At 67.2% G+C, this 12,409-nt stretch carries 9 protein-coding genes; 2 read left to right on the forward strand and 7 right to left on the reverse strand.

The window, feature by feature from the left end:
* The first annotated feature begins 6 nt into the window (after nucleotides 1-6).
* Nucleotides 7-714, forward strand: coding sequence for a YoaK family protein (locus K7G82_RS15275; protein ID WP_222990779.1), 708 nt, complete (start codon nucleotides 7-9; stop codon nucleotides 712-714).
* Between the two features lie 7 nt (nucleotides 715-721).
* On the opposite strand, the gene K7G82_RS15280 is transcribed toward K7G82_RS15275, so the two are convergent.
* The gene (locus tag K7G82_RS15280) at nucleotides 722-1,651 is read right to left on the reverse strand and encodes a LysR family transcriptional regulator (RefSeq protein ID WP_222990780.1); all 930 of its coding nucleotides are present in this window, start codon (nucleotides 1,649-1,651) and stop codon (nucleotides 722-724) included.
* Between the two features lie 115 nt (nucleotides 1,652-1,766).
* On the opposite strand from K7G82_RS15280, the gene K7G82_RS15285 reads away from it, so the two are divergent.
* Complete coding sequence (locus tag K7G82_RS15285; protein ID WP_222990781.1) at nucleotides 1,767-2,465, forward strand: pirin family protein; 699 nt, start codon at nucleotides 1,767-1,769, stop codon at nucleotides 2,463-2,465.
* A 68-nt stretch (nucleotides 2,466-2,533) separates the two neighbouring features.
* On the opposite strand, the gene K7G82_RS15290 is transcribed toward K7G82_RS15285, so the two are convergent.
* The 6 genes from K7G82_RS15290 to K7G82_RS15315 form a co-directional block, all read right to left on the reverse strand.
* Complete coding sequence (locus K7G82_RS15290) at nucleotides 2,534-4,978, reverse strand: TonB-dependent siderophore receptor (RefSeq protein WP_222990782.1); 2,445 nt, start codon at nucleotides 4,976-4,978, stop codon at nucleotides 2,534-2,536.
* A gap of 79 nt (nucleotides 4,979-5,057) precedes the next feature.
* Nucleotides 5,058-6,038 carry a FecR family protein gene (locus K7G82_RS15295; RefSeq protein ID WP_222990783.1) on the reverse strand — a complete coding sequence of 327 codons (981 nt, stop codon included), beginning with the start codon at nucleotides 6,036-6,038 and terminating at the stop codon, nucleotides 5,058-5,060.
* Nucleotides 6,013-6,537: a sigma-70 family RNA polymerase sigma factor gene (locus K7G82_RS15300; RefSeq protein WP_222990784.1), complete on the reverse strand. Its 525-nt coding sequence runs from the start codon at nucleotides 6,535-6,537 to the stop codon at nucleotides 6,013-6,015. The genes K7G82_RS15295 and K7G82_RS15300 overlap by 26 nt, the downstream gene beginning before the upstream one ends.
* Nucleotides 6,538-6,707: 170 nt before the next feature.
* Nucleotides 6,708-8,102 (reverse strand): efflux transporter outer membrane subunit, encoded by a 1,395-nt coding sequence (locus tag K7G82_RS15305; protein WP_222990785.1) that lies wholly within the window; start codon nucleotides 8,100-8,102, stop codon nucleotides 6,708-6,710.
* On the reverse strand, nucleotides 8,095-11,172 hold the full coding sequence (locus K7G82_RS15310; protein ID WP_222990786.1) for an efflux RND transporter permease subunit: 3,078 nt from the start codon (nucleotides 11,170-11,172) through the stop codon (nucleotides 8,095-8,097). Before K7G82_RS15310 ends, K7G82_RS15305 begins: the two co-directional genes overlap by 8 nt.
* A gap of 1 nt (nucleotide 11,173) precedes the next feature.
* On the reverse strand, nucleotides 11,174-12,307 hold the full coding sequence (locus tag K7G82_RS15315) for an efflux RND transporter periplasmic adaptor subunit (protein ID WP_222990787.1): 1,134 nt from the start codon (nucleotides 12,305-12,307) through the stop codon (nucleotides 11,174-11,176).
* Nucleotides 12,308-12,409 lie beyond the last annotated feature (102 nt).

Below are 12,409 nucleotides of genomic sequence, written 5' to 3' on the forward strand. Positions count from 1 at the left end.
CACGCCATGAGCACCACCCCGCCCCAATCGCCACCCCAATCCCCGCCCCTCGCCGGGCTGCTGCTGCTGCTTTCGGTCACCACCGGCCTGGTCGACGCGATCAGCGTGCTCGGGCTGGGCAAGGTGTTCACCGCCAACATGACCGGCAATATCGTCTTCCTGGGCTTCGCGGCGGCGGGCACGCCGGGCTTTCGCGTCGCGCCTTATCTGGTCGCGATCATCGCCTTTCTGGCGGGCGCGCTGGTCGCGGGCCGGACGGGCAAGGCGCATGCCGGCCGGCCACTGCGCCGCTGGCTGATGATCGCCGCGACGATCGAGGCCGCGCTGCTGTGGATCGCCGCCGCCATCGCGATCGATTTCGACGTGGCGACGCAGACGCCCGATCGCGGCGTCTATGCCATCATCATCCTGACCGGCCTGGCCATGGGCTTCCGAAACGCCACGATCCGCCAGCTCAAGGTGCCCGATCTCACCACGACGGTGCTGACGCTGACGCTGACCGGGCTCGCCGCCGATTCGAGCCTGGCGGGCGGCGCCAACATCAACTGGCGACGGCGCATCGGCAGCGTTGCCGCGATCTTCGGCGGCGCCGCGTTGGGCGCGGTGCTGGTGATGCGCACCGGGCTGACCGCGCCCTTGATCCTGGCCGGCGCGCTCGTGCTGGCGGGCACCGCCGCCTGCGCCTTCCATCCCGGATCGGCGCGGCCGGCGTGATACCGGCTCAGATATCCCCGAAACCCTCTTCCTCGACGTCGTTCGCGCCCAGCGCGACGAACTGATCGAGCAGCCAGGACGCGGCCGGTCCGGGCGGGGTATCGCGCCGCCAGACGCCCGCGAAGCGATAGGTGCCGCCGGGATGATCGGGCATGTGGAGACGCACCAGCGTGCCCGCGACCAGATCGGGCTCGATCATCTGCAACGGCATATTGCCCCAGCCGATCCCTTCGCGCAGCAGCGCGTGCTTGGCGCCGAGATCAGCCAGCCGCCAGGTCTTGGGGCTCAGCACCGAGAAATCCTGCCCCTCGGTGAAGCGCGAGCGATCGGTGAGCACGAGCTGGGTATAATCGCGTCCCGCGCCCGGCGCGATCCGCTCCATCCGCCCCAGCGGGTGATCGGGCGCCGCGACCGGCACCATCGGCACCGATCCGGCCGAGATGCATTCGACCCCCTCGACCCCCGCCGCCAATGGCCCCGAAATGCCGACCACGGCCGTCCTGTCCAGCACCATCGCGGTGATCGCGCCCAGCGCCTCGGCATGAAGCCGCAGCGACACCGTCGGGAACTCGGCCGCGAAAGCGCGCAGCACCTTGCCCAGCCGATCGGCCGGCAGCATCACGTCCACCGCCAGATCGACCTCCGCCTCCAGCCCGTCGAGCAGCCCCTTCACCTTGGCGCGCAGCCCGTCGATGCCCTGCGAGATCGCGCGCGCTTCCGCCAGCAGGGCGCGGCCCGCCGTGGTGAGCACGGGCTTGCGCGACCCTTCCCGCTCGAACAGCGTCAGCCCGAGCTGCTGTTCCAGGTTCATGATGCCATAGCTGATCACCGAAACCGCACGGTTGAGCCGCCGCCCCGCCGCCGCGAAGCTGCCGGTATCGACGATGGCGAGGAAGATCCTGAGCTGATCGAGCGTAGGCGTGCCGGGATTCGCCACCTTTCAACTCCTTCGAACATTTGAACCGATTTTATGCCAGTTCAATAGAAAGGTCTCAACCTCTATCTCCATCGCATCACAGCACGGCCCCCACGGGGCATCGAGGAGACAGAGCATGATCGAACTTCGCCCTTTCGCCAGCCTTGGCGGCGCCAATCACGGCTGGCTGGATGCCAAGCATCACTTCTCGTTCGCCGGCTATCATGACGATGCCCGGATGAACTGGGGCGACCTGCGCGTCTGGAACGACGACACCATCGCGCCCAAGACCGGCTTTCCCCCGCATCCGCATCGCGACATGGAGATCATCACCTATGTCCGCGAAGGCGCGATCACGCATGAGGACAGCCTGGGCAACAAGGGCCGGACCGAGGCGGGCGACGTGCAGGTGATGTCCGCCGGCACGGGCGTGAGGCATTCGGAATATAATCTGGAGGACGTGACGACGCGGATCTTCCAGATCTGGATCATCCCGTCCAGGACCGGCGAACAGCCCGGCTGGGGCGCCAAGCCCTTCCCGAAAGGCGATCGCGCCGGACGCTTCGTGGTGCTGGCATCCGGTTTCGACAACGACAATGACGCGCTGCCGATCCGCACCAATGCCCGTGTCGTCGGCGCCTCGCTCAAGGCCGGCGAGACCGCCGAATATCCGCTGGGCAAGGATCGGCGCGGCTATCTCGTCCCCGCCACCGGCGCGGTCGAGATAGAAGGCATCCGCGTCAACGCCCGTGACGGCGCGGCGATCAGGGATGTCGAGGTGCTGCGGGTGACGGCGACAGAGGACAGCGAGATCGTGCTGGTCGACGCCGCCTGAAGCCCGCGATCCCGGAGCCGGCCATCACCGGCTCCGGGTCTGCGAGGCCATGGTCGAAGCCGCCTCTCTCAGAAGCTCATTTCGAACGACAGGCGCGCGGTTCTGGGCGCGCCCCGCGTCAGGAAGCCACGCGACGCCGACTGCCAGAACGCGTTGTCCGTCACATTTTCGACGGCCGCGCGCACGGTGTAGCGATTGCCCCCGGACTCGAAACCGTATCGCAGGCCGAGATCGACCCGGTTCCACCCGTCGATCGGCCTGAGATTGGCCGCGTCGTAGAATTGCCGGCCGGTATGGATATAGGTCGCGTTGATCCCGAGCCCGGGAAGCACCTCCGGCTCATATTCACCGAACAGGTTGAATTGCCATTTCGGCGTGCCGATCGGCCGCTTCCCGTCGGTCAGCCCCCCGGCCGTTCCTTTTTGTTCCGCATCCGAGAACAAGATGCCGCCCAGCAGCGTCAGCGCCTTGAACGGCTTGCCCGAAACGTTGAACTCGATGCCCTTGTTGATGACATCCCCGTCGAGAACGAAGATGTTCGTGGTGGGCTGAACATATCCGAAGGGCTGGTTGATCCGGAAGAACGCCATGCTCGTGCTCAGGGGACCGAGTTCGAGTTTGGATCCGAATTCATATTGGGTGCTGACGAAGGGCGCGAAGACCGTACCGTTGTTCGCGGAGCCCGCCGGTGCGAACAGGCCGGGCGTCAATCCCTGGGAGAAGCTGCCATATAGCGACCAGTTGCGCCTCGGCTTGACGACAAGGCCCGCCGCATAGGTGGTCCGAGATTCATCATAATTGTCGATGCGATCTCCCGTGACCCGGTTGAAGTTCGCCATCCTGACATTCTGGCGACGGACGCCGAGCGTCAGCCTCACCTGATCGTCAAATGCCGAAATCGTGTCGGCAACGGCGATGCCGCGCAGCTTGCGGTCCGTGGAATGGCGCATGTCACGGAACTGCGCGGCCACGGCATCGGTGAACATCCCATCCAGCCGGGCGATATGGACCGGATTGTAGATGTTGTTCGCGAGCGTCGGTATCGCCGCGAACGGCAGGTTGCCGAAGCCCTTGATGTAGAGCGTCGTCGCCGACGCGACGAAATTGTGGCTGAGCGGGCCGGTATCGAAGGCGGAACGAAGCGAGATTTCTCCCGTCCGGTCGGCGGATTCGCTGCCGAACAGACTGAATCGCGACGTGAAATTGCCGTTCGCGGACGTCAGCGTGCCGAGCGTATATCGGTATTTCTCCGCGAATTTGAGATATCCGTATTTCGCGGAAATGGTCGTCCGCGGCAGGATCTCGTAGCTGGCGCCGAGGATGAAGCTCTTGCTTCCGGTGATCGTGCGCGTCCAGGGTTGCCCATAGTTCACCGTCGATCCCGGCGCGTCCGGGATGTCGAACCCCGCATTGGCCGTCAGATGATGATCCTGCCCCCTGATCAATTCGGACGTGTAGAGGAAATCGGCCGTCAGCTTCAGATTGCCGGTCCTGTAATCCATCGCCAGGCTGACGACGTCCGCGCGTCGATTGGTATGATCGACCGCAAGATCGCCGGCATAACGCGCGGCATTCAATCGAACGCCGAACTGCCCGTCGTCGCCGAATCGGTCGCCCAGATCGACATTGCCGCCGAACTGTCCATCGCCCATGTGCACGGCAGTCAGATCCACCGTCCGGCGCGCTTGCGCGCGCTTGGGGACCAGGTTGATCATGCCCCCGATATTGCCGAAGGGTGCCACGCCGTTCACCAGCGCGTTCGGTCCCTTGAAGATCTCCACCTTGCCGAAGGGCTCGAGCGGAATGCGCCGAATGGGCAGCATCCCGAACAGGCCCTCCACCGCCACTTCCGAAGCGAAGAGCGGGAAACCCCTCAGCACGAACTGTTCGCTTTCGCTGCTTGCCGACAGATTGCTGCGGACCGAGGGATCGCTCGCGATCACGTCGGTGATGGTGCGCGCCTGCCGGGTCCTGAACAGTTCCTCGGTATAGGCGGTGATCGAGAAGGGTGTGTCCATCACCGCCTGTTCGCCGAACAATCCGGTGCGCGCATAGGGTGAGGTTAGCCCGGTCACGACGATCTCGCCCCCGGGCTCGACGGATTCAGCCTGGGCGGCGGCCGGTGCCGCGGATCCTGACGCCGGTTTGGGCCGGCGATCCGGTGCATTGCGGTTCATGCGCACGGGCGAGCCCGCGCCGATGACGAAACCGCCCGCACCGTCCGCCCTCGCGCGGAGGGATGTGCCCCGCAACATCGTCGACAACGCCTGATCGATGGTGCGGGCACCCCGCACGCCTGCCGTTTTCTTGCCCTGGACGATCGCCGGATCATAGGAAATGACGGCACCGGCCGCTCGGCCAAGTTGATTGAGCGCCGGCCCGAGCGCGCCGGCCGGAATATCGTAACTCCGCGCCGCGCGCGCCGTTTGCGCCATCGCCACCGCCGAAAAGCCCGGCACAAACGCCAGCACCAATGCCGCCGCGACCCCGGCGGCCAGATCATATTTACGCACCTATATCCCCTTTTGAGCAAAGCCCTCATCAAGGGGACGAACGAGATCGCGATCGGGACAGCGGACGGCGGGAAGAAATTCAGCGGCGGCGGATGACGGGTGCGTCCGGATCGCTCCGGTCCATCATGATCGGCAACAACCTGGCGAGGTTGGCCGCCGCCCTGTCCGTATCACGAAGCGGAAATATCCCCGAAACGCGCAAGTCCGCCAACGCGGTCCGATCGAAGCCGATCGGCTTCGCGCGCCAGCGATTGAGTTCGTCGAGCACTTCAGCGAGCGGCCGATCGTCGACGGTGAGCCAGCCTTCGGCCCAGGCACCGACATCGGCGGCCGAAACATCGGGCAATCGCACGGCCCTTCCGCCGGCAAGGCGCGCACGCTGCCCCGGCCCCAGCGTCAGGCACCCCTCGTCATCTTCCGGCACGGGGCAGACACGGACCTGCGATTGCGCGACCGCAACCGTTGTAGCGGCCGATTCCTTGAGAACCGTATAGGCCGTGCCAAGGGCAATGGCGGTGCCATCTTCGGTCATCACCTCGAATGGCGGCGCATCCGCCTTCGCGACATGCGCCAGCAACTCTCCACGCAACAGGCGCACCGCCCGCTCGCCGTCACCGATCTCGAGATTGACCGCGCTGTCCGTGGAAAGGGTCAGGCTGCTGCCGTCGGGCAGCGCCACGACGCGCGTTTCTCCTGCTTCCGTCTTTTGATCGGCGAAATAGAGTTGAACCCAGGGCAGGCGCGACGCCATCCATCCGGCCCCGATCAGCACCAGGACGGCAAGAAACGATGCACCGGCCCGCCGCCTGGGCCGCAACATCAGCCGGCGCAAGGCCTCGCGCTCGACATCCGGCGTACCGTCCAGTCTCGCCCGGACGCCGCCAAGACGGTCGAGCGCCACGGCATGGGCGGGATCCGCCGCCCGCCATGCCCGCAGATCCTCATGATCAGCCGCGGACGCGTCACCGGATTCGACATGGGCCAGCCATTCGGCGGCCTGGCGAACGATCGCGGCGCTCGGCTCTTGCTCGCGGCTATCCGATGTCGTGGCCGGCTCCATAGGCGGCGGCATAGCAACAGGCATAGCCTTTCGCGACATACTGCTTCACCATGCTCTTCGATACGCCCAGTTCCGCCGCGATCTCCGCGTGCGGCGCCCCATCGAGACGGGCGCGAAGAAAGGCGCGGCGCGCCCGTTCGGACAAGGTTTCGAGCGCGCGCACCACAATATTCAATTCGCCGATCGCAGCCGCGATGCGTTCCGGGCACGGTGCGGCCGCACCGGCCATCAATGCGGCGTGCGCCTCCAGGAACGTCCGCTCCACCTCCATCCGCCGCGCCTGATCGATCATGAGGCGGCGTGCCACCGTCGCGAGATATGGCCGAGGATTATGGGGCGCCCCGGACACAGGGCTTTCGATCAGTTTGCAGAAGGTATCCTGCGCCAGATCGGCCGCCCGGTCCGAACAACGGGTGTAGCGGCGCAGCCATCCACGCAGCCAATCGCCATGGCCGCTGTAAAGCCCCTCCATGTCGATCGTCGCCATACCCGATGCCATTTCGAACCCCGATCCGCTTCCCGGCGATCATCAGAAGTCGACGAGTCAGCGCGCTTCCTATGAACCGAAAGCGTCGCTGCTGCAAATCATTAGCAAGACCAACAGCCCGTACCGGGCGACGAACGAACATGGCCGCACGCTTCGAAGTCCCGCCTGCACACGCTTCTTGCTCAGTCCGCCTGCCCCCAACCGCCGCCAAGCGCCTTGAACAGGTCGACACGCGCCGAGCCCAGCCGCTGCGTCGAGGCGGCGAGCGCGGCGCGGGCGTCGATCAGTTCGCGCTGCGCGACGAGCAGGTCGAGATAGGCGATCGATCCGGCGCGATAGCGGGCATCCGCCAGCTCGAACGCGGTGCCCGCGCGCGTCCGCGCCTCGGTGAGCGCCAGGTTGCGCTCGCGTTCGCTGCCGTAGAGCGTGAGCGCCTGTTCCACCTCCTTGAGCGCGGTGATCACCCTGCCGTCGAACGCGGCGAGCGATGCCTCGCCCCGCGCCTCCGCCTGGCGGATGCGGCTGCGCGCCACCGCGACATTGGGGAAACTCCACGACAGCAACGGCCCCAGCGAGAAGGAGAAGCTGTCATTGCCGCGCACGCTGTCGTTGCGGAAATAATTGCCCGACGCGCCCAGCGAGATGCGCGGATAGAGATCGGCGGTCGCGACGCCGATGCGTGCGGTGTCCGCCGCCAGCGTCCGCTCCGCCTCGCGCAGGTCGGGCCGGCGGCGCAGCAGCGCCGTGCCGTCGCCCACCGGCAGCGCCGCGACGGGCGATGGCGGCGCGGCGCAGCGCGCGGCATCGGCGGGAACGCCGCCCGGCGCCTCCCCCAGCAATGCGGCCAGTTCGAACAGCGCGACGCCGCGCTGCGCATCCGCCGGGGCGATCGCCGCGCGGGCGTTCGCCACCGCCGTCGCGGCGCGCTCGACATCGAGCCGGCCGGCCGATCCCGCGCGTTGCTGCGCGGTCACGATGCGCAGCCCGTGATCGGCGGTGTCGAGCGAGGCGCGCGCGATGGCGGCGGTTTCAGCGAAGGCGCAGGCGTCGAGATAGGCGCGCGCGGTTTCGGCGGCCACCGTCACGCGCACCATGTCGCGCGCGGCCTCCACCGCCTGGGCATCGGCGCGCGCCGCCTCGATCGCGCGGCCGACGCGGCCGAACAGATCGGCTTCCCATGAAAGCGACAGGCCGCCCGAATAGCTCATTTGCCGGTCCATGCCGCCGACGGGATTGCCCTGGATCGCGTCGCCATAGCTGGCGCCGCCCGAAACGCCGGTGGTCGGCAGGCGGCCGGCGCGCGCTTCGCCCAGCACCGCTCGGGCGCGCGCCAGATTGGCGGAGGCGACGCGCAGATCGGTATTGGCGGCAAGCGCGCGCGCCACCAGCGCGTCGAGCACCGGATCCTGGTAGAGCCGCCACCAATCGTCCGGCAGCGGCAGCGCCGGATCGGTCGCGGCGATCGTCGTCACGAACGCGCCGGGCGCGGCCGATGCGCGTTCGGGCGGGCGATAGTCCGGGCCGGCCGCGCAGGCGGCGGTCGACATCAGCATCAGGACCTGGATCAGTTTACGCATGGGCAAGCTCCGCGGTGGCGAGCTCATGCTCGCGTTCCGTCTGCGCCTCGACGCGGTGGTCGCGCGCGATCAGGCTGTAGACGGTGGGCAGGACGAACAGGGTGAAGAGCGTGCCGACCAGCATGCCCATCACCACGACGATGCCGATCGCGAACCGGCTGGACGCGCCTGCCCCGCTCGCGAACAGCAGGGGGACGAGGCCGGCGACCATCGCGGCGGTTGTCATCAGCACCGGCCGCATGCGCACCGCCGCCGACCGGCGGATCGCGGCGACGCGATCGAGCCCGTCATGCTTCTGGATCTCGTTGGCGAAGGACACCATCAGGATGCCGTGCTTGGAGATCAGGCCGATCAGCGTGACGAGGCCGATCTGCGTGTAGATGTTGAGCGTGGCGAAGCCGAGATAGAGCGGCACCAGCGCCCCGCACACCGCGAGCGGCACCGTGACCAGGATGACGAGCGGATCGCGGAAGCTTTCGAACTGCGCCGCCAGCACCAGGAAGATGACGATCAGCGCGAAGCCGAAGCTGATCGTCAGCCGATCGCCCTCGCTCACATATTGGCGGCTGTCGGACAGCCAGTCGATCGTGGTGCCGGCGGGCACCTGCTGGTTCTTCAGGAAATCGACGGCCTGGCCCATGGTGACGCCGGGCGCCAGCACCGCCGACAGCGTCGCCGCGTTCATCTGGTTGAACTGGGGCAGCTTGTTGGCCTGGGGCCGCATATCGACGCGCACCACGGTCGACAGCGGCACCTGCTCGCCCGATGCGGCCTTCACATAGAAGCGGCCGAGATTGTCGGGCGTCAGCCGCTGGCCCGGCGGCGCCTGGGTGATCACGTCGTAGGAGCGATCGTGCCAGTTGAAGCGGTTGATGTAATTCTCGCCCACCAGGATCGCGAGCGTATCGGCGATCGCCTCCATCGAGACGCCGATCTGCCCCGCCTTGGCGCGATCGACGACGATCCGCGCCTCCGGGCTGTCGAACGCCAGATCGCTGTCGACGAAAGCGAACAGGCCGCTGCCCCATGCGGCGCCCTTGATGCGTTCGAGCGTGGCGAAGATCTCCGGGAATTCGTCCGAAGAACGGATCACCATTTGCACGGGCAGCCCGCCGCTGCCCGCCGGGAGCGGCGCGGGCTGGAAGGCGGTGGCGTAGATGCCGGTGATCGCGCCGCCCTTGCCGTTCAGTTCGGCCTGGATCTCGTCGGCCGAACGCGCGCGCTGGTCCCAGTCCTTCAGGATGACGCCGCCAAAGCCGTTATTGGTGCCGTCGGTGCCATTGGCGAACCAGCTGCTGCGATATTCGGAGAGCGTGCGGAACATGCGCTCGATATCGCCGCTGAAGCGCGAGGTGTAGTCGATATTGGCATATTGCGGCGCCTTCGACGCGACGAAGACATAGCCCTGGTCCTCCTGCGGCGCGAGTTCGCGCTGCGCGCCGGTGAACAGCACGACGATCGCCGCCAGCACGCCCAGCCCGACGAGCAGCACCGCCGCGCGCGCGGCGAGCGTGCGATCGAGGATGCGCGCATAGCCGGCGGTCACCCGCTCCATGTTGTGCTCGATCGTCCGGGCGAGCCGCCCTTCATTCACCTTGGCGTTGAGCAGCACCGAACTCATCATCGGCGACAGGGTGAGCGCGATCACGCCCGATACGATCACAGATCCGGCGAGGGTGAAGGCGAATTCGCGGAACAGCGCGCCGGTGAGGCCGCTCATCAGGCCGATCGGCGTGTAGACCGCCGCCAGCGTGATCGTCATCGCGATCACCGGCGCCACGATCTCGCGCGCGCCGATCAGCGACGCCCGGATCGGGCTCAGCCCCTCCTCGATATGGCGGTGGATATTCTCGACGACGACGATCGCGTCGTCGACGACCAGCCCGATCGCCAGCACCATCGCCAGAAGCGTGAGCAGGTTCAGCGAGAAGCCGAAGGCCAGCATCAGCGCGGCGGTGCCCACCAGCGAGAGCGGGATGGTGATCACCGGGATGATCACCGCGCGGAACGAGCCGAGGAACAGGAAGATGACGATGATCACGATCACGATCGCCTCGACCAAAGTGTGCGTGACCTCGTCGATCGAGGCGTTGACGAAATGCGCCACGTCGAACTGGTTGAACACCTTCAGGCCCGGCGGCGCGACCTTCTGGATGCCGGGCAGCAGATCGTTGACGCCCTTGATGATCTCCAGCGGATTGCCGTCGGGCGTGGGCGCGATGCCGATGAACATGCCCACCTTGCCGTCCGCCGCCGCGTTGGAATCGTAATTCTGCCCGCCGAGCTCGAGCGTGGCGACATCGCCCAGCCGCACCAGCCCGTCGGCGCCGCTCTTGACCACCATCTGGCGGAAATCCTCGACCCCGGTCAGGTCGGTGGTGGCGGTGATGTTGATCGCGGTGTCGCTGCCCTTGAGCTGGCCGGGCGCCGCCTGGACGTTGTTGGAACGCAGCGCCGCCGCGATGTCGCTTGCCGACAGATTACGCGCGGCGAGCTTGGCGGGATCGACCCAGATGCGCATCGCCAGCGCCTGCCCGCCCTCCAGCTTGGCGGAGGCGACACCGGGAACGGCGGTGATCAGCGGCTGGGCGACACGCGTCGCGAAATCGGTGATCTGCGGCACGCTCAGCGTATCGCTGGTGAACGAGATATACTGGATCTCGGACGCGCCATCGGTGATCTTGGTGATCGCCGGATCGGTGGCGCCGGGCGGCAGGCGATATTTCACCTGCTGCACCTTGGCGAGGATTTCGGTCATCGAACGGTCGGCATTGGCGTTGAGCACCAGCTTCGCCTTGACCTGGCTCTTGCCCTGGCTGGAGGTCGAGGTCAGATATTCGATGCCGTTCGCGGTCGCGATCGCCTGCGCGATCGGCGTGGTGACGAAGCCCTGCATCACGTCCTGCGTGGCGCCGGGATAGCCGGTGTCGATCACGATCGTCGCGCTTTCCATGTTCGGATATTGCCGGACGGGAAGCAGGAACATCGCGCTGCCGCCGACCAGCAGGATCAGCAGGCTGACGACGATCGCCAGGATCGGGCGGCGGATGAAGATGTCGGTGAAGCGCATCTCAGCGTGCTCCCGCCGGGCGAGCAGGCGCGACGACGACATCGGCGCCGGGCTGCACGCGAAGCTGGCCTTCGGTCACGACGACGTCACCGGGCTTCAGCCCGCGCGTCACGATCACACGGTTGCCGATACGGCGGCCGGTCGTGACCGAAACCGCTTCCGCCTTGCCCTTGCGGCGCGCATCGGGACCACGGATCACGGTGACGCTGTCGCCCGAGGCCGAGGTCTGGATCGCGGTGGCCGGCACGACGAGCGCGCCCTGTTCGGGCGGCAGCGCGAGCGCCGCCGTCACCGACATGCCGGGGCGCAACGCGCCGTCGCGGTTGGAGAGCATCGCCTGGACCGAGACGTTGCGCGTGTCCGCGCCGATACGCGGCTCGATCGCGTTGACACGCGCGGCGAAGACGCGGCCGGGCCAGGCATCGACGGTCACGTTCACCGTGGCGCCGACATGCAGCCGCGCGAGTTCCTGCTGGGGCAGCGCGAAATCGACATAGAGCGTGTCGAGCGCGGTCAGGGTCGCGATCGGATCGCCGGGATTGAGATATTGGCCCGGATTGACCCGGCGCACGCCCAGCACGCCCGCGAACGGCGCGCGCACCTGCTTCTGCGCGATCCGCGCATCGAATTGCTGGACGGCGGCGGCGGCCTGGTCCCGCTCGGCGCGGCGCTGCTGGAGCAGTTCGCGCGGCTCTGCGCCGCTGGGCGCCAGTTCCTGCGACCGCGCAAGCTGGACGCCCGCAAAATCGGCGCGGGCGCGAGCGGCGCTGCGATCAGCGCGTTCGGGCGCGTCATAAAGCTGGACGAGCGGCGCGCCTGCCCCCACCCGCATGCCCGCCTCGAACCGGATGGCGACGATCCGGCCGGCGACTTCGGGCGCCAGCATCACTTCCCGCACGGCGCGGAGCGACCCGACCGCTTCGAGCGCGGCGGGCACCTCGGTCGGCTCCACGGAGATCGCCGCGACCGGAACGGGGGGCGGTGCACCCTGCGGCGCCGCCGCGCTGCGCGCCGTTCGCCAACCATAAAGCAGCGCGAACAGCAACAGCACCGCGACGAGCGCGATCAGCAACGGGCGCCCGCAAAGGCCGCCAAGGCGCGCGGGCACGGGGGATTCTGGGGTCTCGGTTGTCATGATATCGCGTTTCCGTCATGAACCGACTATGAGTCGGAATTATTGCGAACGATTATTATTTAAGCTTCGATCGGTCAAGCCACTCGCACTTTGACGATCGAG

Origin of the sequence: Sphingomonas colocasiae (assembly GCF_019880585.1) — a bacterium.
GTDB classification, from domain to species: domain Bacteria; phylum Pseudomonadota; class Alphaproteobacteria; order Sphingomonadales; family Sphingomonadaceae; genus Sphingobium_A; species Sphingobium_A colocasiae.

Coding starts and splice junctions, on each gene's coding strand:
- K7G82_RS15275 (WP_222990779.1), top strand. CDS start 7: ATGAGCACCACCCCGCCCCAATCGCCACCCCAATCCCCGCCCCTCGCC.
- K7G82_RS15285 (WP_222990781.1), top strand. CDS start 1,767: ATGATCGAACTTCGCCCTTTCGCCAGCCTTGGCGGCGCCAATCACGGC.
- K7G82_RS15295 (WP_222990783.1), bottom strand. CDS start 6,038: ATGGAGCCGGCCACGACATCGGATAGCCGCGAGCAAGAGCCGAGCGCC.
- K7G82_RS15300 (WP_222990784.1), bottom strand. CDS start 6,537: ATGGCATCGGGTATGGCGACGATCGACATGGAGGGGCTTTACAGCGGC.
- K7G82_RS15305 (WP_222990785.1), bottom strand. CDS start 8,102: ATGCGTAAACTGATCCAGGTCCTGATGCTGATGTCGACCGCCGCCTGC.
- K7G82_RS15310 (WP_222990786.1), bottom strand. CDS start 11,172: ATGCGCTTCACCGACATCTTCATCCGCCGCCCGATCCTGGCGATCGTC.
- K7G82_RS15315 (WP_222990787.1), bottom strand. CDS start 12,307: ATGACAACCGAGACCCCAGAATCCCCCGTGCCCGCGCGCCTTGGCGGC.